The sequence below is a fragment of the Streptomyces sp. NPDC050433 genome (genome assembly GCF_044458565.1).
Lineage (GTDB): Bacteria > Actinomycetota > Actinomycetes > Streptomycetales > Streptomycetaceae > Streptomyces.
The window spans coordinates 1-22,377 of record NZ_JBITIB010000040.1; the positions used below are offsets into that span (position 1 = coordinate 1).

A 22,377-nucleotide genomic window follows, 5' to 3' on the forward strand; every position below is an offset into this window, starting at 1 on the left:
GCAAGCGCGAGGGTTTCGAGGTCTGTCGTCACAAACGGACCAACGAGACCCTCGCTTCATGCACACGACCACGACTTCGGACTTACTCATCTAGTCGTTCGGATACTCCTCGACCACGGTGGCGCCCAGCTCGCGGACGATCAGGTCGTGGCCGGAGAGCGCGGAGTCGACGAGGTCGGCGTCATCCTCTTCAGGGATGTCGTCCTCGGGGGCGACGTGGCGGGGGGGCGCCGCGACGGGGCCGTCGGAGGGGCGGCGCTGTTCGGGCGTCGTAGGGCCGGGCGCGGTGGCCGCGGGCGCGGCGGGGGCGTAGGCGCCGGACATCGGGGAGCCGGAGATGGAGCCGGAGTTGGGGTTGGCGGACTGGGCGGGCGGTGTGGGGCGCTGGGAGGGGGTGGGGGCGGGTGCCGGGGGTCTGGGGCCGCCGCCTCCGGCCGCGCCGCCACCGCCGTAGCCGCCTCCGCCGCCGTAACCTCCGCCTCCGCCCGGGTTGTTGCCGCCGGTGCCGCCTCCGCCGCCTCCGCCGGGCGCGGGCGGCTGCGGGGTGCCGCCCGACGGATCGATGATCGCCTCGATCTTCCACTGCACGTGGAACTGCTCGGAGAGCGCCTGCTTGAGCACTTCCTCGCTGCCGCTGCTCGCGAAGTTGTCGCGGGCGCCCGCGTTGAGGAAGCCGAGTTGGAGGGTGGTCCCGTCGAAGCCCGCGACCTGCGCGTTCTGACTGAGCAGGATCCAGGTGAAGCGGCGGCGGTTCTTCACCGCCTCCAGGATGTCCGGCCACATGTTCCGCACCTGTCCGGCGCCCTGCGCCATGGCGGGGCCGGCGGCGGGCTCATGCGCCGGTGGTGCCGGGGCGGGTTCGGGGGTCGAGGCGGTGGGGGCGGCGGTCGGCGAGGCGGTCGGCCAGCCGCCGGGCTTACGGCCGGCCTCGGGGGCGGCGGGCGTTGCCGCGCCGGGCCAGGCGCCGGGCCTGGGTGCGGGCTCGGCGGCCGGAGCCACCGGAGGGGGTGCGGGCACCGGCCCCGGCGCACCGCCCTCGTCACCGCCGCCCCCACCGCCCTGGACGGCGGCCCGCGCCGCCGCCGGTCCGTTGCCGGGCTGCCCCGCCGCGTGGGCCTCGGGCCCGGGGACGTACCCCAAGGCGGGCGCGGGCCCCCCGGTCGAGAACGCCGCCGCGGACACCCCCCGCTCCAGCCGGTCGAGCCGCGTCTGGACGGACCGCTCGTCGTCGAAGGCGGCGGGCAACAGGACGCGCGCGCAGATCAGTTCGAGCTGGAGCCTGGGCGAGGTGGCGCCCCGCATCTCGGTGAGCCCGGTGTTGACGAGATCGGCGGCCCGGCTCAACTCGGCGGCCCCGAAGACCTCCGCCTGGTCCCGCATCCGCTGGACCACGTCGTCGGGAGCGTCGATGAGCCCCTTCGTACCGGCGTCCGGAACGGCGGCCAGGATGACCAGGTCCCGCAGCCGCTCCAGCAGGTCGGCGACGAACCGCCGCGGGTCGTTGCCGCCCTCGATGACCCGGTCCACGACCTCGAAGGCCGCCGCCCCGTCGCCGGCCGCGAAGGCGTCGATGGTCGAATCGAGCAGCGAACTGTCCGTATATCCGAGCAGGGCCGTCGCCATGGCGTACGTCACCCCGTCCTCGGCGGAGCCCGCGAGGAGCTGGTCCATGACGGACATCGAGTCCCGCACGGACCCCGCACCCGCCCGCACGACGAGCGGCAGCACCCCGTCGGCGACCGGGATCCCCTCCTTGGCGCACACCTCGCCGAGATAGTCCCGCAGCGTCCCTGGCGGCACCAGCCGGAACGGATAGTGGTGCGTACGCGAACGGATCGTGCCGATGACCTTCTCCGGCTCGGTGGTCGCGAAGATGAACTTCAGATGCTCCGGCGGCTCCTCGACCACCTTCAGCAGGGCGTTGAACCCCGCCGGGGTGACCATGTGCGCCTCGTCGATGATGTAGATCTTGTAACGACTGCCGGCCGGCCCGAAGAAGGCCTTCTCGCGCAGATCACGTGCGTCGTCCACGCCACCGTGCGAAGCGGCGTCGATCTCGATGACATCGATCGATCCGGGCCCTGTCCTGGCCAGGTCCTGACAGGACTGGCAGACCCCGCAGGGGGTCGGCGTGGGCCCCTGCTCGCAGTTCAGACAGCGCGCGAGGATGCGCGCACTGGTGGTCTTCCCACAGCCCCGCGGCCCGCTGAACAGGTACGCGTGATTGACCCGGTTGTTGCGCAGGGCCTGCTGCAGCGGGTCGGTGACATGCTCCTGCCCGATGACCTCGGCGAACGACTCGGGGCGGTAACGGCGGTACAGCGCTAGGGACGACACACCTACGACGATATCGGCCCGCTACGACATCCCACCCCCGCCCGCCAACGCGAACGCCCCCCACGCACCCGCCAGAGCCAACCTACCCTTGCTGCCTTCCGGCCCTGGGGGAGTTCAGTCAGATAGCGCCACGTGAGGGGCTGCGCCCACAGTACCCGATGCCCACCCCCGACAACGAGTTCGCGAGCACCGCTCCCCGTCTTGTATGGTTCGTCGCGGAGGATTCGCCTAGTGGCCTAGGGCGCACGCTTGGAAAGCGTGTTGGGGGCAACCCCTCACGAGTTCGAATCTCGTATCCTCCGCAGTCGCCTGACCAGGCGAAACGAGAAGCCGAGCCGCAATCGCGGCTCGGCTTCTCGGCGTGTCCGCTGGCGCCCGCCAAGGGGGAGCCTGCCCTCATGCGGCACCCGCGGATCACGGGGATACGCCATCCTTAAACCCGGCCCCGCTACGAAGCTCCCTGGTCTGACGAGGTGCACGCCGCATGAAGTCCCGATCCACGCTGGCGACATGGCTCGGCAGCCTCAACGGCTCTCGTCTGGCACGCGTGCTCGGGACACGGCCGGACGCCGTGTCCCTTCCGGAGCCGCGCTCGGTGGGGGAGTTGGCCGACCGGCTTCAGCGCCCGGGGTCGGTGGCGCTCGTCCTGCCGCGGCTCGCGCTGCCGCACCTCCAGGTGGCCGAGGCGCTGACGGCGCTGGGTGCGCCCGTATCGCGCGATGCCCTGGCGGAACTGCTGGGAGCAGTGGACGACGCAACCGCTCGCGAACTGGACGCCGTGCTGGAGGTGTTGGCCGATCATGCTCTGGTCTGGCCGGACGGCGCGGGGAAGCTACGCATGGCCGCACCGCTGCGGCAGGCATGGGACGCACCCCTGGGGCTCGATGGTCCTCTGGCGGAACTACTCGCGGGCACGACCTCCGACGAGCTGCGCGGCATGCTGGCGGCGCTGGGCGTCAAGCCGCCGGGCACCAAGCCTCAGCGACTTGCCGCACTGGTGGAACACCACAGCAACCCGGAGCAGATCACCTCAGTGGTCGCCAAGGCCCCTGCAGCGGCCCGGAAGCTGCTCGAACGCAGGGCGGGGGCTGCGCCGGGGGAGCCCCCGCAGTTCATCATGTTCGGGCATCCCGGACCCGGCCTCGAACCGGGCGCCCGATGGGCACTGGACCGGGGACTCCTGATCCAGGACCGGCACCGCTACGGCCCGGCCCGTATGCCTGCCGAGGTGGCGCTCGCGCTGCGCGGGCCCGGCTGGCGCGCCCCGTTCCAACCCGTCCCACCTTCCGCGGGATTGGCGTCTGTCACCCCGGCGGAGGTGGACCGCGAGGCGTCGGCCGCGGCGGCGGCGTTCACGGCCGGTGCCGTCTCGGTCCTGTTGGCCTGCTCGGCGACCGCGCCGGCCCGGCTGAAGTCCGGTGGGATCGGTGCGCGGGAACTCGCCCGGATCGGCAAGGCCGCCCAGGCCGACGACACCGTCGTACGCCTCACTCTCGAAACCGCGTACGCGGCCGGGCTCCTGGGCCGGGACGGCGATCGCGTGGCACCTACCGAGGCGTACGACGCCTGGGTGGAACAGGAACCCCCGGAGCAGTTCGCCGTACTGCTTCAGGCGTGGCGGAACCTGCCGCTCACTCCCACCCAGGCGCGCGACGAGGACAATAAGGCGCTCCCCGCCCTTGCGGGAGCACCGCCCTGCGCCGGCTGCGCGCAGGCCCGCCACGGACTGTTGACCGCGACCGCACAGCTCCCGGCAGGGCAGGGTATGAGGGCCGCCTCGGAGCTGGGGCCGCTGATCGCCTGGCACCGCCCAGTGGCCGACTCATCACCTCAGGACGGAACGCCGTTCGCCGCTGTGATCCGTGAGGCTGAACTGCTCGGCGTACTCGCTCGAGGCGCCCTGTCCGCCCTTGGCATCCACCTGCGGACCGACGACACGGAGAGACTGAGCGCCGAGTGCCGGCGGCTGCTGCCCCCGGCCACCGCAGCGGCCCGGATCGGCGCCGACCTCACCGCCGTCGTGTCCGGCACACCGTCCGCACGGCTCGCCGCTCTCCTGGACTCCGTTGCCGACCGGGAGACCAGCGGCACGGCGTCGGTATGGCGGTTCAGCGCTGGCAGCATCCGCCGGGCCCTGGACGCCGGCCGTATCCCCGTCGACATCACGGCCGATCTGGCCGATGTCGCCGCCGGGCCCCTGCCCCAGCCTCTGGGCTACCTCATCACCGACACCGCGCGCACCCACGGCCGCGTGCGCATCGCCCCCGCCGCCTGCGTCCTCCACAGCGACGAGCCCGCGCTCCTGGCCGAAATCGCCGCCGACCGCAGGCTCGCGCGGCTCGGGCTACGGCAGCTGGCGCCGACGGTGCTGGTCAGCGGCAGCCCGCTCGACACGACCCTCACCGCGCTCCGAGCCGAGGGATACGCCCCTGTCCCCGAGACGGCCGAGGGCACGGTACGCATCGACAGGGCCCGACCTCGGCGGGCCGCTGCTCCCGTTCCGGCCCCGCGCGGCACCAGGGGAAAGAACAGCTTCCGGATCACAGCCACCGTCGCGGCGAAAGCACCGGCCACCGTCGACCCGAGCGCCTTGGCGACCCGGCTGCTGGCCGCCCCGCCCACGACCCCAGAACCCGCGCCGTTCGACGGAGGAGTGCCCTTCGCCACGGACACCGAAGAGATCGTCGCAGGGTGGGCGAAGCGCCTGCCGTACAGCGACATACGCCAGCTCTCCCATGCCATCGATGCCGGTCAGGCCGTCACCGTCGAATACGTCGCCACCTCGGGCAACCGGACCGTGCGCACCCTCAGCCGCCTCATGCTCGACCCGCCCTACCTCGAAGCCTGGTGCCACCTTCGGGACGCCGAGCGCGTTTTCACCCTGTCCCGCATCCACAGCGTCATGAGCGTCATGCCCGAATGAAAGGCAGATGGTATCGATAGAGATAGTATCCCTGTCGAGACTATCGCCTACGGGAGGCTTGCCATGCGTCGCTTCATCGGGCGGGACCGCGAGCTGAACGTGCTCGGCAACGCCTTGCAGGCGGTTCACGATGCCGTCGGGGCGGCGAAACCCGGTCAGTGCATCCTGATGCGCGGGCGGCGGCGGGTCGGCAAGTCCAGCCTCGTCGAGGAATTTCTCCGGCGCACCGAGACGCCGTACCTCTTTTTCACCGCAGCGGGCGGCACGGCGGACGACGAGCTGACGGAGCTGCTCGACGCCGTCGCCAGATCCACCCTCCCGGAGCGGGAACTGTTCGCGGAGGAGACCCCGGAGCAGTGGAATGCCGCGTTCAGGCTCCTTGCGGAGATCCTGCCCGACAACAGCCCGAGCGTGGTCGTCATCGATGAGGTTCCGTATCTCATGGACCGCATCGACGCATTCGAGGGCATGCTCCAGCGGGCATGGGACCGCCTGCTCAGCCGCAAGCCCGTACTACTCCTCCTGGTCGGATCCGACCTGTCGATGATGGAGGCGCTGAACAGCTACGACCGCCCATTCCACCAGCGCGGCCGGGAAATGGTCGTGGGGCCGCTGAACCCGGCCGACATCGGCGAGATGCTCGACCTTCCGTCGGCGGTCGCCTTCGACGCCGCCCTGATCACGGGCGGTCTCCCACTGATCTGTGCGGAGTGGCGGCCCGGAGCGGACGTCTGGGAGTTCCTCCAGGACTCACTGGACAACCCGATCTCGGCGCTGCTGGTCTCCGCCGAGCGCTCACTGGCCGCGGAGTTTCCACCGCAAGCGATGAGCAGGGAAGTCCTGCGGGCCATCGGAAGCGGGGAGCGAACCTTCACCAACATCGCGCGCGCCGCCGGCGGCATCTCCCACACCACTCTCACCCGCGCAACGGATGTCCTGACCGAGAAGCGGGTGGTGGCAGCCGAACTGCCCCTCTCCGTGCGACCGTCGAAGGAACGCCGCTACCGAGTGGCAGACCCCTACCTGCGGTTCTGGCTCGCCTTTCTGGATCCGCACATGGCGGAGATCGAGCGGATGCGAGGAGATCTCACTTTGAGCCGGATCAAGGAGCAGTGGACGAGCTGGCGGGGCCGGGCGATCGAGCCCCTGGTCCGGGAATCCCTCGCCCGTCTCCTGCCGGACGGGCTCCTGCCCGCCACCCCGGCGATCGGCGGGTACTGGACCCGGAGCAACGACGTCGAAATCGACCTGGTGGGCGCCGACAGGCAACCTGTGGCCAAGCACTTGCTCTTCCTCGGCTCGGTCAAGTGGCTGGAGAACTCCGCGTTCGACAGCCACGACCTTGCCGCGCTGCAGAAGCACCGGGCGGCGATCACCGACGAGCCGCTACCGCTCGTGGCGGTCTCCCGCAACGGGACCAGTTGTTCCGGGCTCCAGGCGGCGTACGGCCCCGAGGAACTGCTCAGCGCCTGGCGCAGGGCATGAGCGGGCCGAACTCCCGTGGTCGCAGTTCTGGTTGCATTCACCCCCGTCCTGCACCGTTCGCACGCCCGGAAACCACCTGCTCCGCCTCAGGTCAGGACGCCGCTGTCCCTCCCCGGGTCGCCCCAGGTGCAGGTTCAGGGCCCGCGACCGGGGGCGGGCGGGGCGTCAGGTGGTCGGGAACTTGGTGACGTACTCGTTGAAGGGCTCGATGCCCACCTCCGCGCGGAGTTCGTCCAGGCCCTCGGGGTCTTCGCAGGGCCACGGAAGCGGTGACCCGTCCTTCACGCCGGCGATCTGCGTGCCGTAGATCTGCTTGCGGCCCTCGTTGACCAGCGTGCGGTCGCTCAGAAAGGCCAGCTCGCGCGGGCCGGCAGTGCCTGTCGAGACCGCCTGGCGCATCAGGTGGAGGGCGCGGCGCTGGATGTCGAGTTGGCGGTCGGCGTGCTGGGCGATCAGCCACGCCGCGGCTGCGGCCTCCTCGCCGACCAGTTCCGCCGTCGGCCAGCCGTACTCGTCCATGATCTCGCCGAGTCGGTCACCGTGCCGTGCGGTCAGTCGGCGCCATGACAGCTGCTCGGCCGGGTCGTCGCTGTTCGCGTGGATGGAGGACCGGTGGTCGGCCGCGGCCATGTCAGTGAGTTCCGCGGTCAGTGCGGTGATGTCGAGCGCCACTCTCAACTCCCGGGTCAGGTCGGTGCGTTGTGCCTCCTGCCCGCAACCCTAAAGGCGCATATCAGACGTAAAGATCATTCTGGGGAACGGTGACGGGCACCTCCGTGCGCTGGGACAATGGATGTACGCCCGGAGCCGGAGAGCGACCGCTCAGCCGAGACGCTCGTGGTCGGCCAGGACTTCGTCGATCACGCGGAAGTGGGTGGCGGCGCGGGCGGTGTTGGTGTCGATGTCGTCGACCAGGCAGATCAGGGCCTTCCACAGCGCCCATCCGCGGGCTCGCGCCCAGGTGCCGGGGTCCTGGTCGACCGTCCGGCGGAACGCCTCCCGGCTGTCGCCGGAGAACATGGTCCACGCGATCACCAGGTCACACGCCGGGTCGCCGACTCCCGATGTGCCGAAGTCGATCACCCCCGCCAACTCCCCCTTGTCCACCAGCAGGTTGCCGAACGCGATGTCGCCGTGGAACCACACCGGCGGCCCTTGCCGGCTCGTGCCGAGCGCGGCGTCCCACACGGCCGCCGCCCGGTCGGTGTCGACGCGGCCGTCCAGCGCGGCCAGGGAGCGGCGCGTCTCGTCGTCGTAATGGGCGGGCGGCGTGCCCCGGTAGGCGCTGTGCGCGCCCGCGCGTGGTCCTTCGGCGGCGTCGATGCGCTGAAGTGCGAGAAGGAACTCGGCCACCGACGTGGCGAAGCGTGTCAGGTCGTCGATGCGGTCGGGAGTCGCGGTCGCGCCCTCCAGCCAGCCACGGATCGACCAGTTGAACGGGTAGCCCTCCCCCGGAGCCCCCGCGGCCAGGATCGGGGGAATGGGGACCGGCAACGACTGCGCGAGCTTCGGCAGCCATTGGTTCTCCTTCTCGACAGCGGGGGCGTACCCCTCGGCGGTCGGAAGGCGCACGGTCATCCTGTCGCCGAGGCGGTACGTGCGGTTGTCCCAGCCGTCGACCTCGACCGGCGTCACGGGCAGTTCGCTCCACTGCGGGAACTGCGCCGCGACCAGTCGCCTGACCAGCCCCGCGTCGATCCCCGCACGGCCATCCGCGTAAAGGCTCTCCATCATCCCCGGATCATGGCTGGCGCCCACAGGCCGCGCAAAGCCGTTTTCGGGGGCGGAGGGACAAGGCGGGGGACCGGAACTGTCAGTGGCGGGCCTCGGCCGCCGTCTTCAGTTCCAGCAGCCACGCTTCGAGGCCCGTGCGGAGGATCTCGGTCGCGAAGGGAACATTCGCGTCGACCTGTTCGCCGCTGTGCGTCTCTTCGGTGCTCACGCGCACGCCGCCTGCGACCTTGGGTCCACACGTGGACGCCCTCGACGCGCAGTCCCTCACCGACCGCGGGGCCGGTCCAGCGGATGCAGGAGCCCTGCTTGATCTGCTTGACCGTCGAGGTGATGTCCAGGCTGGTGGCGGGAGTTACGGGATTGGGGGGTACGGGCGTCGTCCAGCGGAACGCCGACCCCTTCCGGAAGGGACCGTGGTCCAGGCGTTCGGCGGTCGTGACGGGGGTCTGCCAGGTCGGCCAGCGCTCCACGTCGGTCTGGAGCTTCCAGATGGTGCGCAGCGGCGCGTCGATCACGATCTCGGTCCTGTGGCGTACGACGGCGTCGGGGTCGACGGGTGGTGAGGGTGGTGAGGGTGGCCGCGGCGGGCGCCACGGCGGTGCCGAGGAGGCCGACCGCGAGGAGCGGAGCGGTGAACATGGTGTGAGATTTTCCGAGCGGCAAGACACCCGCTAGACGCAGCTGGGGCAGAGTCCGCGGTACGTGATCTCCACCTCGGACACCGTGAAACCGAACCGCTCCTCCGCCGCCAGCCCGGCCAGTGGACTGCCCGTCGGGTGGACGTCGCGGATGGTGCCGCAGCCGGAGCACACCAAGTGCTGGTGCGGGTGGTGCGCGTTGGGGTCGTAGCGCATGGCGCGGCCCGTCGCGGAGACCTCCACGACCTCGCCGAGGGAGACCAGTTCGCCCAGGGTGTTGTAGACGGTCGCGCGGGAGATCTCGGGCAGCAGCCGCGCCGCGAGTGCGTGCACCTCGTCGGCCGTGAGATGTACGTGATCGCCGTCGAGGACCTGCGCGACGACACGGCGCTGGGAGGTCATCCGCCAGCCACGCCCCCGCAGCCGCTCCAGCAGGTCGCTCATGTCGGTTCACCTGTTCGTGTTCGCGGGACACCTGGAGTCGTCAACGGGTGTCCGGATGGCCGGTTTTCTTACGGATGCGCTTTTAGCTCGCTTCTTGACTTGGACTCTGTCCATCGTAGGATCGGTTCCGGCCGATACCCAAGGAACAGCGTGTGGCGGCTCCCGGGCCGTACCCAGCACTGTGATCCGCCTGGTCCCGAAGGATTCCCATGTCTGAGAACCATGAAGCAATCGTCGTAGACCCCCAGTCGGCGGCTCAAGGCGGCTGCCCGGTCGCCCACGGGCGCGCCCCGCACCCGACTCAGGGTGGTGGAAACCGCGAGTGGTGGCCTGAACGGCTCAACCTCAAGATCCTCGCCAAGAACCCCGCCGTGGCCAACCCCCTGGGCGGGGAGTTCGACTACGCCACGGCGTTCAAGTCCCTCGACCTGCCCGCCGTGAAGCAGGACATCGCGGAGGTGCTGACCACCTCGCAGGACTGGTGGCCCGCCGACTTCGGCCACTACGGCCCGTTCATCATCCGCATGGCGTGGCACAGCGCCGGTACGTACCGCATCAGCGACGGCCGCGGCGGTGCCGGGGCCGGCCAGCAGCGCTTCGCCCCGCTCAACAGCTGGCCGGACAACGGCAACCTCGACAAGGCCCGCCGGCTGCTCTGGCCGGTGAAGAAGAAGTACGGGCAGAGCCTGTCGTGGGCCGACCTCATGATCCTCGCCGGCAACGTCGCCCTGGAGACGATGGGCTTCGAGACCTTCGGCTTCGCCGGCGGTCGCGCGGACGTCTGGGAGCCCGAGGAGGACGTCTACTGGGGTCCCGAGACCACCTGGCTCGGCGACGAGCGCTACACCGGTGACCGGGAGCTGGAGAGCCCCCTCGGCGCCGTCCAGATGGGTCTGATCTACGTCAACCCCGAGGGCCCGAACGGCAGCCCGGACCCGCTCGCCTCGGCCCGCGACATCCGTGAGACGTTCCGCCGGATGGCGATGAACGACGAGGAGACGGTCGCCCTCATCGCCGGTGGCCACACCTTCGGCAAGACCCACGGCGCGGGCCCGGCGGACAACGTCGGCGCCGACCCCGAGGCCGCCCCGATCGAGCAGCAGGGCTTCGGCTGGAAGAACAGCTTCGGCACCGGCAAGGGCGGCGACGCGATCACCAGCGGCCTTGAGGGCATCTGGACGAACACCCCCATCACCTGGGACAACAGCTTCCTGGAGATCCTTTACGGCTACGAGTGGGAGCTGTTCACCAGCCCCGCCGGCGCCAACCAGTGGCGGCCGAAGGAGGGCGCCGGGGCCGGCACCGTACCCGACGCCCACGACGCGTCGAAGAGCCACGCCCCGACGATGCTCACGACCGACCTCGCGCTCCGCGTCGACCCGGCGTACGAGCAGATCTCGCGGCGCTTCCTGGAGAACCCGGCGGAGTTCGCGGACGCCTTCGCCCGCGCCTGGTTCAAGCTGACCCACCGCGACATGGGCCCGGTCGTGCGCTACCTCGGCCCGGAGGTCCCGGCCGAGACGCTGGTGTGGCAGGACCCGCTCCCCGAGGTGACGGACGAGCTGATCGACGCCGAGGACATCGCCTCCCTCAAGGAGCAGGTCCTGGCCTCGGGTCTGTCGGTGTCCCAGCTCGTGTCCACCGCGTGGGCCTCGGCCTCGTCCTTCCGCGGCAGCGACAAGCGCGGCGGCGCCAACGGCGCGCGTATCCGTCTCGAACCGCAGAGCGGATGGGAGGCCAACGACCCCGACCGGCTCGCGACGGTGCTCCGCACCCTCGAAGGCATCCAGGAGTCCTTCAACTCCGCCCCGAACGGCGGCAAGCGGGTCTCGCTCGCCGACCTGATCGTCCTCGCCGGATCCGCGGCCGTCGAACAGGCCGCCAAGACCGCCGGCTTCGACATCGAGGTCCCCTTCACGCCGGGCCGCGCGGACGCGTCGCAGGAGCAGACGGACGTGGAGTCGTTCGCCGCGCTGGAGCCGGTGGCCGACGGGTTCCGCAACTACCTCGGGAAGGGACACCGGCTGCCGGCCGAGTTCCTGCTCATCGACCGGGCGAACCTGCTGACCCTGAGCGCCCCCGAGCTGACCGTCCTCGTGGGCGGCCTGCGTGTCCTCGGCGCGACCTACCAGGAGTCGTCGCTCGGCGTCCTCACCAAGACGCCGGGGTCGCTGACCAACGACTTCTTCGTCAACCTGCTCGACCTGGGTACGACGTGGACGGCGACGTCCGACGACGCGAACACGTTCGAGGGCCGCGACGACGCCACCGGCGAGGTCAAGTGGACCGGCAGCCGCACGGACCTCGTCTTCGGCTCGAACTCCGAGCTGCGCGCGGTCGCGGAGGTCTACGCGAGCGATGACGCGAAGGAGAAGTTCGTGAACGACTTCGTCGCGGCGTGGACCAAGGTCACGAACCTGGACCGGTTCGACCTCGTCTGACCCATTCGGTCCCTTCGGCCTCGGCCCTGATGGCGGCCAGGCCGGCCCGTGGTCTCGCGGGTCGGCCTGGCCGTCGTCTGTTTACGTGCCCGCCGTCTACGTGCCCGCGTGGACGTATGCCGCCCAGACATGGGGGCGGTCCGGGATCCGGCGGCGCAGTTCACGGACCGTGTGGTGAAGGGCGTGGGCGGAGGCCGTCGGCGCCGTGGTCGTACCGTCGTCTGTCATACGGCGGTAGAAGTCGCGGGTGACATGGTCCGCGTGGGTGCTGTCGATCTCCCAGAGCGTTCCGACGGCCGTGGGAAAACCGGCGAGCAGGAAGGCGCTGGTGATGTGGATGGCCTCGTCCGACAGCCGCTCGGACGTACGCGCGGTGCCGCAGGCCGCGAGGAAGGCGAGCTGCGCCGACCGGGGCCGGGTCCGGCAGATCTCCAGGACCGACAGCGGTTCACCGTTCGGGAGATGGAGCAGGGCGCCGGAGGGTTCCGCCGGGTCGGTGGCCGCGTGGCAGCCGAAGTGCACCCAGGAGGTGGCGCCGAGCGCGGCCAGCACGGCCTCGCGGGTCGCGGCGGCGCCGACCAGTGGCTCGCGTGCGCCGAGCAGCCCGGCGGCGTAGCCGGCCGCCGCCGCGACGCCGGGCAGCTCCTCCTCGGGTGAGGCGACCAGCAGGGCGCTGCCGCTGTCGGCCCCGTCGCGGTGCTCGGCCCGGCTGCGCGCGTACGCCAGAGTCTGGAACCCGGGGACGTACGACGACATCACCACGTCCAACGCGGCGCCGCAGCCGTCCAGTTCGCAGTCGGGCAGCGTGCACTGCGCCGCGTGCAGCGGCAGCGTGCTGAAGGCGCCGGTGGGCACCCACCAGATCCGGGGCCAGACGCCCGCGCCGGGGACCGGGTCGCACGACCCGGCGAGTTCGAGGACGGGGCGCACGATCCTGTGCCACGTCCACGCGAGCGTCTGGCGGATCGTGGCCCCGGCGGCGACGAGTTGTACGGGGGAGGGCCGCGACGTGCCCTGCGCGTTGATGGCGTCGACCGCGTCGCGCATGCGCCGGGCGACGTCGGCGATTTCGTCCGACCCGGCTTCGAGGACGAGGGCGGTGATGGACCGGTCCGTCACGACCAGGGCCTGGCATCGGATCCGCGCGTGGTTCAGCACGACGATCGGACCGTCGGCCGCGAGCGCGCGCAACTGCTCGGCGGAGAGCGGGCGCAGGAAGCCGTCGAACCCTGGTCGCGTACGGATGCCCTCGACCAGCTCGTCGAGTTCGCGCGACGCGCGGAGCCTGGCGAGCCGAAACCACTCGGCGTGGCCGGCGGTGGGGGCGGAGCCGGGATCGGACTCGGTGGTGAGCTGGTCGGTCAGCCGCTCGAACTCCCGGCTCAACTCGGGGTGCGCGGCACTCAGTTCGCCCAGATCCGCGCGGGCCTCGATCCGCCGTGACAGCAACAGCCCCCGCCCGCGCTCCAGTACTGCCGCGGCGCGGTCGACGGCGGGCCCCGCGACCGTACGGAAGTAGCTGCCGACGTCGGGCATGGAGCCCGGCACACGCCGCTCCTCCTCGATCACCCTGATGCTCTCTTCCACGGCTGCCGTCAGCTCGTCCATCCGGTCGGCGCCCGCCTGGCCGAGGGCCTGGAGGAGGACCAGCTCGACAACCGCCCGGATGTCCCCTTCGAACGCGCCGAGACCGAACTCGGCGGACTCCTGGTCGCTGCCCCGGTCGGTGATCTCGGCCATGGACTCGACCGCCGCTTCGAGATGGGTCAGGGCGGTCTCCGTGTCTCCCCACTTCACGGCACCGGCCGCCTCACCGATCTCCCCGTGCGCCCGCAGCCAGGCCGGGAGGACGGGGCGGTGCCGGGCGGTGGGGTCCATGGGGTCGATCAAGCCGGGCAGGCTGTCTCGCAGACGCTGCAGGGCGACCTCGAAGAGCTTCATCGACGGCATGGCCGGAGCCCCCGCCAAGCCCTCGGCCTCGGTCTCGGTCTCTGTCCGCCCGTCAGAGGGGGACTGCCCGGGTCGGTCGCCCCTTCCCCCCAGGACCAGACCGGCGACGAGGCCGACGAAGAAGCGCATCATGTCGGCCCAGCCGTCGGGAGTCTCCTCCACCAGGGCGTCGACCAGGTTGGCCGCCTCACCCACGAGACCCCCCACCCCCGTCGCGCTCTCAGGGGCGCCGCTGTGAATCGCGGTGGCTCGCTGCGCAAGCGCCCGGACGAGGTTGGTCCCGGCCATCAGCCGCATCGGGTGGCCGACGGGACACCCGGCAAACGTCCTGCGGCACCGATCGACCTCGGCGTCGGTGATGTCGTACTTCGGGCCACCGCCCGGCCCCATGGTCTCGATCAGGTCGATGTAGATGTCGCCCATCGCGTCGAGCCCCGGCAGGTCGTCCCCGGCTCCGGAGCCGGGATCCGCGGTGAATTCCTTGAGCCGCCGCGCCGCTTCCAGGGCGCGTACGAGTTGGCCCGGTTCATGGCCGAGCAAGTAGTTCTGCAAGGCGGCGTGCACCTCGGTATGGAGCGTCGACACCACCAGGGCGGCGTCGGCGGGCGGTCCCTCGGTTGTCGCCGCCGCGGCGAGCAGCGCGGACGCCTCTCGCGCCGCTTCCCGGTCGAAGCTCATGGTCGACCAGGTCGTGAGTGAGGAGGCGAGGAGCTGATCGACGGCTTCACCGAGTCCGGAGTCGTGCGCGCGTGCGTAGCGCAGCAGTTGGACGATCTCGTCGAGATCGGCCGGAACGGCGTTGTTGGCCACCCCCTGGGCGGTGAGCGCGCTGCCGAGCCCGGCGGCGAGCGAGGCGCGCAGGGCGGGCTGCTCCTCCGTCTCCGCCAGCAGTTCCCGCAGGACCTCGATGTTGGTGTCGAGATGGTCGGGGTCGATGAAGTTCATGCCGTCGATGCGCGACACCAGGGAGACCACCCTGACCAGCTCCGGGTCCGGTGCGTCGTCCGGTGCGCCGGTGGAGATCGACGCCACGGCGACCGACAGTGCGAAGTCGAAGTGGCCCTGTCGCAGCAGTCCGAGCGGCAGGAAGCCTGCCGGGGCGCCGGACACCGCCTCGTCGGTCAACGACGCTGCCTCGGTGGCGAGTTGCTCCGCCCGGATCGCCGCGTCGGCGCCTTCGGTCTCGCGCAGGGCCGCTGCCCGCGTTCCCGTGAGGGCGGCCAGGACGGCGACGTACGCGTAGCGGTGCGGGTGGTCGGAGGGCAGCGACGCCAGCGCGGCGCGGTAGCGGGCGATCTGTTCCTCGGAGACGGATACGGGTACGGGCTCCGCTCCCGCGTCGGCGTCCGCGGTGGCGCCGACGGCGTGTGCCAGAGCGAGGATTTCGACGTCGATGTCCGGGGGCCCGCCCTCGCGCGCCGCCCGCTCCCTGAGCTGTGCCACGATGCCGTCGAGCAGCGGCGCGTAGTCACTCTCGTTCTCCGGATCGTGGAACTTAGCCAGATCGGTGAGGAGTTCGACATCCGCCGCCTCGACGGTGCCGAGCAGTTCGGCCGCCTCCCGCGCCGCCTCCCGCGCGTCGTCACTGTCGCCGCGCTCCATGGCGAGGGCGTCGAGCCCCTGACTCAGGCTCATGGTCACCGCGGCGCGAGCCGGATGGCCGGGGGGCGTACGGACGAGGGCGGCCCGCAGTCGTCGTACGCCGCAGGCGATCCGGCCCGCGTCGCGCTCGCGCGTACCGGCGTCGATGATGGCGTGACCCGCGCGCAGGTCCAACTCCCCCGGCCAGCCCACCGGTTCGGCGTGCACCTGGCGCAGGAAGTTCAACGCCTCGGCAACTTCGGGCGTGTGCACCCCGTCCGGTACGAGCAGGACCATGCGCTCGACCTCGGACATCGGCGGGTCGCCGAGCAGCCGCGCGGCGTCCAGCACCGTGCCAAGGGCGAGCGCGGGCGCGTCGGCGCCCGCCGGGCCGATGACGCCGGGATCGATGTGCGGCAGCCGCTCGCACACCGCCGCCGCGTTCCGTGCCGCGACGGCGAGCGAGTCCGGGTCGGCCGCGAGCTGGAAGCGCGCCGTGTGGAGTACCAGCGCGTGGAGCGCCAGCTCGACGAACCCGTCGTGGCCGGCCGGCAGATAGTGCTGTGCCGTGTCGGACCAGGCGATCGCGCGGTCGAGGGCGTCGAGCCGGCCGGGCTCCGTCAGACCGGGCGCGTTGAGCGCGGCCTCGCCGTACGCCGAGCTGACCAGGTGCTCGAACCGCGTCTCGTGCGCCGCGTCGGCCGGGTCGAAGCTGTCCCGCAACTCCTGCGGAAGCCCCCCGGCGTCGGGCACTCTCGGATACAGAAAGCCGAAGGCGCTCAGCGCGATGGTCACGTTCCGCTGCGCGTCCGGGTCCTCGGGACCCTCGTGACGGAACCAGAAGGTCCAGAAGACATCGGCGACGGACTCCAGGTCCACCGCCTCCTGGGGCGACGGCGCGGCCTCGCGCAGGAGCGCCAGCGCGTCGCTCACCACGTCGTGCCCGCGCAACCCCGCCTGATCCTGGGCGTTCTGAGCCGATACGAGGCGGGCGACCACTCGTTCCCGAAGCTCGGTCATCGTTCCCTAGATTAGGCTGATTCGACGTCAGGGGGCAGTGGTTCGCGGGGGTTTGGGAGTCTGCGATGGGCGATGGGGAGCAAGCGCGGAGGCTGTACGAGGACGCCGTCGAATATCTGTGCCGCAATGCCGAGGCGTTGCGCGACCTGATCGGTCCGGCGCGCTGGGAAGCGCCGTTCGCGACCGTGCGGGACGGTGACCCCGCCACCGGCGAATGGCGGGACGCCGTACGCGCGTTGCACGACGCGGCCGAGGCGGCCGGGATCCCCGGCGGGATCGGTCTGCGCTCCACGATGGGGGTCGGCGACTGGCTGTCCGGACCGGCGCCTCAGTCCGTCGGCTGGATCTGCCCCACGGACCGCTGCGGCCGGGTGGATCTACGGAAGGGCGGGGCCCCGCCCCGTACACCGACCTGCGCCCTGGCCGGCCGGCCGATGCGTCTCGTGGAGGGCTGAGCACGGTGGAACTGCTCGTCGAACTCCAGAAGCGCATACCCGACGGGTGGTTCCTGCGACGGCTGCTGCCCGCCGCGTTGTTCGTCGTGGTCGCGATCGTCGGCGGCGGGCAGCTCGGCCAGCGCCACTGGAACGATCTCGGGCTCGCCCGCGAAGGCATCGCCGGCGCGCTGCGCCTGAGCGGCGGACTGTCCGCCGACGGCGTCGCCTCCCTCGTACTCGTCGCGGTGGCGATCGTGGCGGCGGCGTTCGCGGTGCCCTTCGCCGGGGGCGCGATCGGCGCGCTGGCGTCGGGTGCCTGGCCCTGGTGGCTGATGCCGGTGGCCCGGCGCGTGACCGCGTTGCGCGTACGGCGCTGGGCGCACCCCGACGAGCTCGGGGCCCGGTCCGTGCGCGCCCGCGCTGCCGGGCGGGAGCTTCGCGCCGACCGGCTCGACGCCCGCAGGGCCCGTACGGGGACGGCCAGGCCCAGCTCCCCCACCTGGTCGGGCGACCGGTTCCGCGCCGCCGAGGCGCGCGTCGAGCAGGAGACCGGGACCGACATCGCGAGCGAGTGGACCAAGCTGCTGCTCGCGGCGGAGGACACCCCTCGCGCCGCGCTGAGCGACACGCGCGCGGCGTACGACGCGGCGTGCGAAGCCCTCGCGTGGAGCGTCGCGTTCACGATCCTCGGCGCCTGGTGGTGGCCCGCGGCGGCGGTCGGGGTGGTGCTCTGGCTGACCGGCTGGCTGTCGCTGCGCCGCGCGGTGGAGGCGCTGTGCCGGACGACGGAGGCGGTGTTCGCGCTGCGGGCCGACGAGCCGCCGGCGTCGGCGGGTTCGGCGGCGGGTTGAGGCCCACGCCGACGGCGGGATCCGGTCGGTCCCGGTCGGCACCCACTGGGCGACCTGCGCCCTGTGCGCCGGATTCCGCTGGCCCGACCCCGGTCGCACCGACACGCAGGCGGACGCCCTCGCGGCCGAAGGGATCCGCTTCGCCGGGGACGTCGCGGATCCCGGCACGCGCCTGCCGCTGGACGAACTCCAGCGCCTGCTGGGCAGTTGACCAGCCACCGACCACCGACCACCGACCACCGGCACCGGATCGCTATCGCAGTGATTCGATCGCTCGGGAAAGGCTCGCCGCCCCGTGGCCCTCGGCGATCTGGCGTTCGAGGAGCCTCTGGAGTGGAGTCAGCAGGTCCACCCCGAGGCCCTGCGCCCTGGTGGCCGTCAGGATGTTCGTCAGGCCCACCGCGTTGATGTCGAGGTTGGACGTCTCCGTCGTGTAGTCGCCCGAGTCGATCTCGGCCGCGAAGCCGGGCAGCGCCGCCGCCGCGCCGTTCAGCCAGGGGACCAGGAGGCTGGTGATGTCCGTGGCCTTGATCCGGGCCGAGTCGGCGATCGCGACCGACTGGAAGAAGCCCGCGAACATGCCGTACATGCCGCTGAGCAGCGCGATGTCGTGGAGCGATGCCAGGCCGGGGTCGGTGCCGACGAAGGTGGGGGCGCCGAGGAGGTTCAGTTGCTCGCGGTACGTCTCGAAGACGGTGGACGAGCCGCTGTAGAGCACGAACGCGTCCGGCGTTCCGATCGTCTGCGGTACGGCGTAGACCGCCCCGTCCAGATAGTCGGCGCCGTGTCCGGTCGCGAGGGCCGCCAACTCGCGGGCGGGCTCCGGGGTTCCGGAGCTGAGGTTGATCAGGGTCCGGCCGCGCAGCGCGTCGGCGGCGGGGCTGAGGATCTGTCGCACCGTGTCGTAGTCCAGCACGCAGACGATGACGAGTTCCCCCGCCGCGATGGCTTCGGCGGCCGTCGCCGCCCGGTTGGCGCCTCGGGTGACCAGGTCGTCGGCCTTGGCCGGGGAGCGGTTCCAGACTGTGGTGCGGTAGCCGTGGCCGAGGAAGGCGGCGGCCAGTGCGCGGCCCAGGTTGCCGAGACCGATCACGGTGACGGTGGGCAGGTCGGGCTTCGGGGCGGACCGCGCGGTCCGCGGTGCGGGCTCGGTGGTCATCAGAGGCTCGGCGGTCATGGGGTTTCTCCCGTTGTCGTGGTGTCCGGTGCGACAGGAAGGACTCTGCCGAGCCGGGCTGTCGGTCCCCTGTCGATCGGCTGTCGCCCGCTCCGACAGGGGCGGTGAGCAGCCGCGTTAGGGTGACGCGTATGCGATTCGGGGTGCTCGGTCCGCTGGCCGTGTGGACGGCGGACGGCGATCCCGTTCCGATCCCCGGCGCCAAAGTCCGTGCCCTGCTCGCCCACCTGCTGGTGGATCCTGGGCGCGCCGTGTCCGTCGGCCGGCTGGTGGACGAGTTGTGGGGGGCGGCGCTGCCGGACGACCCCGGCAACACGTTGCAGGGAAAGGTCTCGCAGCTGCGGCGCGCGCTGGAGCGGGCCGAGCCGGGTGGGCGGGATCTGGTGGTCTCCGTGGCCGGGGCCTCGGGGTATCTCCTGCGGAGCGGCCCCGGCTCCGTCGACTCGGGCAGATTCACCGCGCTGCTGGACCGGGCGCGGGCCGAGGCCGTACCTCGTACGAAGGCGGAGCTGCTGTCCGAGGCGCTGGGGCTGTGGCGCGGAGAGGCGTTCGCGGACTTCGCCGGTGAGCCGTTCGCTCTCGCGGAGACCGGCCGCCTGGCGGAGGCGCGGCTCACGGCGCTGGAGGAACAGGCTGAGGTACGGCTGGTGTTGGGCCAGCACGCGAAGCTGGCCGGTGAACTCGGCGGCCTCGTCGCCGCGCACCCGCTCCGGGAGCGGCTGCGCGCCGTACATCTGCGCGCGCTGTACGGCGCGGGGCGCCAGACCGAGGCGCTGGAGAGTTACGAGGACCTTCGGCGCCGGCTCTCCGACGAGCTGGGCCTGAAGCCCGGACGTGAGCTGGTCTCGCTCCAACAGGCCGTGCTGCGACAGGACTTGGCGCTCGGCGCCACCGACTCCCGGCCCTCCGTCCGGACGAATCTGCCCACCCCCCTCACGGAGATCGTCGGCCGGGAAGGGGCCGCTTCGAGCGTGCGCGACCTGCTGGCCGCCGCCCGGCTGGTCACTCTCACCGGCCCCGGCGGGGTCGGCAAGACGCGGCTGGCCGTGGAGGTCGCCCGGCGGTCCGCGGAGGCGTACCCCGACGGCGTGTGGCTCGTGGAACTCGCCGCGCTCGCACCCTCGCCGGGCCCTCACGCCGATCCGGACATCGTGAACGCGGTGGCCGAGGCCGTCATGAGGGTCCTGGGCATCCAGGAGGGGGACGGTGCGGGCGAGCCGCTGTCCCCGGCCCGTCGGCTGGCCGACGCGCTGGGCGAGCGGCGGCTGCTGCTCGTCCTGGACAACTGCGAGCACGTCGTGGACCCGGTCGGCGAACTGACCGCCGCGCTGCTCCCGCACGCGCCCGGTCTGACCGTGCTGACGACCAGTCAGGAAGCCCTCTCCCTCAGCGGTGAGCAGGTGTGGGCGGTGCCGCCGCTCCCCCTGCCGAGCGCGGTCGCGCTGTTCACGGCCCGCGCCGGCGACGGGGGGAGGGAGGACACCGAGGCCGTCGCCGAGTTGTGCCGCCGTCTCGACGGCATCCCGCTGGCACTGGAACTCGCCGCGTCGCGGGTGCGGACCATCGGCGTACACGGCCTCGTCGCCCGGCTGGACGACCGGTTCAGACTGCTGGCCGTCGGCCCCCGGAACGCGCCCGACCGTCAGCGGACCCTGCGCGCTGTGATCGACTGGAGTTGGGGTCTGCTCACGGAGACCGAGCGCGTCGTGCTGCGCAGACTGGCGGTGCACAGCGGGAGTTGCACCCTAGAGGCGGCCGAGGCGGTCTGCGGGGGCGGCGACCAGAAGTCGGCGGACGTGCCGTCGGCCGATGTGCTCGACCTGATCGCCCGCCTGGTGGAACGGTCCCTGGTCGTGCTCTCCGACCAGCCGGAAGGTCCCCGCTACCGGCTGCTGGAGTCGGTCAAGGCGTACTGCGTCGAACAGCTCCGCGCGGCGGGCGAGTTCGACACCGTACGGGAACGGCACAGCCGCTACTACACCGAACTGGCCTGCCAGGCGGAACCGTTGCTCCGAGGGCCCGAGCAACGGCACTGGCTGGAGCGACTGGACGGCGAGGCGGACAATCTGCGGGACGCGCTCGACTTCGCCATACGGCACGGGGCCGGCGAACGGGCCTTGCGTACGGTGAACGCGCTCGCCTGGTACTGGGTGCTGCGCGGCCGGCCGGCGGAGGCCCGGCGTTTCCTGGACTCGGCGCTGACCGCCGTACCCGCACCGACGCCTGATCGCGCCCTTGCCACGGCGTGGCGGGCCGGAATCGCCCTGCTGCAAGGGGAGTCCGGCGATTCCGCGTACGAGACCACAGAGTACGAGCCCACGGAAGGGATCAACGACCCCCGTGACCGTGCCACCGCCCTGTGGTTCCTGGGTTTCGCGCAGATGGGATCCGGCGACGTCGCCACCGGGGAGAGCCTGGTGAACCGGTCCCTGGACGCGTTCCACACCCTCGGCGATCCCTGGGGGACGGCGGCGGCGCTGAGCGTACGGGCCCGGCACGCGATGGCGCGCGGCGACCTCGACGCCGTACGGCGCGACGGCGAACGCAGCGCACGGCTCTTCGAAGAGACCGGTGACCGGTGGGGACGGCTCCAGACCGTGTTCCCGCTGGCCGCGCTGAGCCAGATCACCGGCGACTACGAGCACGCCGCCCGCCTCCAGCGCGACGGGCTGGCCATCGCCGAACAGCTCGGGCTCTGGACCGAGGCCGCCAAGCGACTGTCCGGTCTCGGCAGGATCCATCTCCTCACGGGGGATCACGGGCGGGCCCGCGCGTTCCACCAGCGGGCCCTCAAGCTGGCGCGCGAACAGAACTTCAGATCCGGCGAGGTCGACGCCGAACTCGGCCTCGGACTCGGCGCACGCCAGGAAGGCGACCTCGACCTCGCCGAGCGCCATATGCGCGGGCTGCTGTCCTGGTTCCGCGAGGCGGGTTACGGCCCCGGCATCACTCTGGCGCTGGCGGAGCTGGGCTTCGTCGCCGAACTGCGCGGCGACGCGGAGACCGCCCGCACCCTGCACCTGGAGGGCTTCGACGCCGCCCGCGAACTCGGCGACCCGAGGGCCGTGGCCCTGGCGGTGGAGGGGCTGGCCGGTGCGCGGGCCGCAGCCGGCCGGTACGGGGAGTCCGCGAGGCTGCTGGGCATGGCGGCGGCAGCGCGGGACTCCGTCGGTGCGCCGCTGCCGCCCGCCGAACGCCGGGACGTGGACCGCGTCTCGGGCGTGGCGCGCGGGGCGCTGGGGGTGGCGGGCTTCGACGCGGAGTTCGAACGAGGTGCGCTGCTGGACATGGAGGCGGCGCGGGCCGGCATCGGCGACGCCGTAACGTGGTGACGCCTTCGTGGCACAACGCCGTCCGGA

12 protein-coding genes, 1 tRNA gene, 1 other RNA gene and 1 pseudogene are annotated in these 22,377 nt (G+C 71.9%); 7 read left to right on the forward strand and 8 right to left on the reverse strand.

Features of this window, described 5'->3' with window-relative positions; translation table 11 throughout:
• Positions 1 to 90: 90 nt before the first annotated feature.
• On the reverse strand, positions 91 to 2,337 hold the full coding sequence (locus ACIBLA_RS33810) for a DNA polymerase III subunit gamma and tau (protein ID WP_399200829.1): 2,247 nt from the start codon (positions 2,335 to 2,337) through the stop codon (positions 91 to 93).
• A 46-nt stretch (positions 2,338 to 2,383) separates the two neighbouring features.
• An RNA gene (gene ffs / locus ACIBLA_RS33815) (signal recognition particle sRNA small type) lies at positions 2,384 to 2,482 on the reverse strand.
• A gap of 72 nt (positions 2,483 to 2,554) precedes the next feature.
• Here ffs and ACIBLA_RS33820 point away from each other — a divergent pair.
• The 3 genes from ACIBLA_RS33820 to ACIBLA_RS33830 all read left to right on the forward strand — a co-directional run bounded on the left by ACIBLA_RS33820 (position 2,555) and on the right by ACIBLA_RS33830 (position 6,745).
• Positions 2,555 to 2,639 (forward strand) — tRNA-Ser (locus ACIBLA_RS33820).
• 182 nt (positions 2,640 to 2,821) lie between these two features.
• A complete protein-coding gene (locus ACIBLA_RS33825) occupies positions 2,822 to 5,260 on the forward strand; it encodes a helicase C-terminal domain-containing protein (RefSeq protein ID WP_363239896.1) in 2,439 nt (812 codons plus the stop codon).
• Between the two features lie 63 nt (positions 5,261 to 5,323).
• A complete protein-coding gene (locus tag ACIBLA_RS33830; RefSeq protein WP_363239897.1) occupies positions 5,324 to 6,745 on the forward strand; it encodes a DUF234 domain-containing protein in 1,422 nt (473 codons plus the stop codon).
• A 165-nt stretch (positions 6,746 to 6,910) separates the two neighbouring features.
• Here the strand turns inward: ACIBLA_RS33830 and ACIBLA_RS33835 are convergent, their stop codons facing one another.
• From ACIBLA_RS33835 to ACIBLA_RS33850, 4 genes and pseudogenes are all read right to left on the reverse strand, one after another.
• A complete protein-coding gene (locus ACIBLA_RS33835) occupies positions 6,911 to 7,417 on the reverse strand; it encodes a DUF6624 domain-containing protein (RefSeq protein WP_363239898.1) in 507 nt (168 codons plus the stop codon).
• A 150-nt stretch (positions 7,418 to 7,567) separates the two neighbouring features.
• On the reverse strand, positions 7,568 to 8,476 hold the full coding sequence (locus tag ACIBLA_RS33840) for an aminoglycoside phosphotransferase family protein (RefSeq protein WP_363240093.1): 909 nt from the start codon (positions 8,474 to 8,476) through the stop codon (positions 7,568 to 7,570).
• Positions 8,477 to 8,558: 82 nt separating this feature from the next.
• Positions 8,559 to 9,118, reverse strand: a pseudogene (locus ACIBLA_RS33845) (SRPBCC family protein).
• A 32-nt stretch (positions 9,119 to 9,150) separates the two neighbouring features.
• A complete protein-coding gene (locus ACIBLA_RS33850) occupies positions 9,151 to 9,561 on the reverse strand; it encodes a Fur family transcriptional regulator (RefSeq protein ID WP_363239899.1) in 411 nt (136 codons plus the stop codon).
• 209 nt (positions 9,562 to 9,770) lie between these two features.
• Here ACIBLA_RS33850 and katG point away from each other — a divergent pair, with 209 nt between their 5' ends.
• Complete coding sequence (gene katG / locus ACIBLA_RS33855; RefSeq protein WP_363239900.1) at positions 9,771 to 12,002, forward strand: catalase/peroxidase HPI; 2,232 nt, start codon at positions 9,771 to 9,773, stop codon at positions 12,000 to 12,002.
• 96 nt (positions 12,003 to 12,098) lie between these two features.
• Here katG and ACIBLA_RS33860 read toward each other — a convergent pair whose 3' ends face one another.
• Positions 12,099 to 16,553, reverse strand: a complete 4,455-nt coding sequence (locus ACIBLA_RS33860) for a CHAT domain-containing protein (protein WP_399200830.1) — start codon at positions 16,551 to 16,553, stop codon at positions 12,099 to 12,101.
• A gap of 65 nt (positions 16,554 to 16,618) precedes the next feature.
• Between ACIBLA_RS33860 and ACIBLA_RS33865 the strand changes: the two genes are divergently transcribed.
• Positions 16,619 to 17,008 carry a hypothetical protein gene (locus tag ACIBLA_RS33865; RefSeq protein ID WP_363239902.1) on the forward strand — a complete coding sequence of 130 codons (390 nt, stop codon included), beginning with the start codon at positions 16,619 to 16,621 and terminating at the stop codon, positions 17,006 to 17,008.
• 5 nt (positions 17,009 to 17,013) lie between these two features.
• On the forward strand, positions 17,014 to 17,841 hold the full coding sequence (locus ACIBLA_RS33870) for a hypothetical protein (protein ID WP_363239903.1): 828 nt from the start codon (positions 17,014 to 17,016) through the stop codon (positions 17,839 to 17,841).
• 253 nt (positions 17,842 to 18,094) lie between these two features.
• Here the strand turns inward: ACIBLA_RS33870 and ACIBLA_RS33875 are convergent, their stop codons facing one another.
• Complete coding sequence (locus ACIBLA_RS33875) at positions 18,095 to 19,018, reverse strand: NAD(P)-binding domain-containing protein (protein WP_363239904.1); 924 nt, start codon at positions 19,016 to 19,018, stop codon at positions 18,095 to 18,097.
• A gap of 131 nt (positions 19,019 to 19,149) precedes the next feature.
• On the opposite strand from ACIBLA_RS33875, the gene ACIBLA_RS33880 reads away from it, so the two are divergent.
• Positions 19,150 to 22,350 (forward strand): BTAD domain-containing putative transcriptional regulator, encoded by a 3,201-nt coding sequence (locus ACIBLA_RS33880; RefSeq protein ID WP_399200831.1) that lies wholly within the window; start codon positions 19,150 to 19,152, stop codon positions 22,348 to 22,350.
• Positions 22,351 to 22,377: the final 27 nt, after the last annotated feature.

Excerpts from the sequence above, each read along its gene's own strand:
- ACIBLA_RS33825 (WP_363239896.1), top strand. The coding sequence starts at position 2,822 with ATGAAGTCCCGATCCACGCTGGCGACATGGCTCGGCAGCCTCAACGGC.
- ACIBLA_RS33830 (WP_363239897.1), top strand. The coding sequence starts at position 5,324 with ATGCGTCGCTTCATCGGGCGGGACCGCGAGCTGAACGTGCTCGGCAAC.
- ACIBLA_RS33840 (WP_363240093.1), bottom strand. The coding sequence starts at position 8,476 with ATGGAGAGCCTTTACGCGGATGGCCGTGCGGGGATCGACGCGGGGCTG.
- ACIBLA_RS33850 (WP_363239899.1), bottom strand. The coding sequence starts at position 9,561 with ATGAGCGACCTGCTGGAGCGGCTGCGGGGGCGTGGCTGGCGGATGACC.
- katG (WP_363239900.1), top strand. The coding sequence starts at position 9,771 with ATGTCTGAGAACCATGAAGCAATCGTCGTAGACCCCCAGTCGGCGGCT.
- ACIBLA_RS33860 (WP_399200830.1), bottom strand. The coding sequence starts at position 16,553 with ATGACCGAGCTTCGGGAACGAGTGGTCGCCCGCCTCGTATCGGCTCAG.
- ACIBLA_RS33865 (WP_363239902.1), top strand. The coding sequence starts at position 16,619 with ATGGGCGATGGGGAGCAAGCGCGGAGGCTGTACGAGGACGCCGTCGAA.
- ACIBLA_RS33875 (WP_363239904.1), bottom strand. The coding sequence starts at position 19,018 with ATGACCGCCGAGCCTCTGATGACCACCGAGCCCGCACCGCGGACCGCG.
- ACIBLA_RS33880 (WP_399200831.1), top strand. The coding sequence starts at position 19,150 with ATGCGATTCGGGGTGCTCGGTCCGCTGGCCGTGTGGACGGCGGACGGC.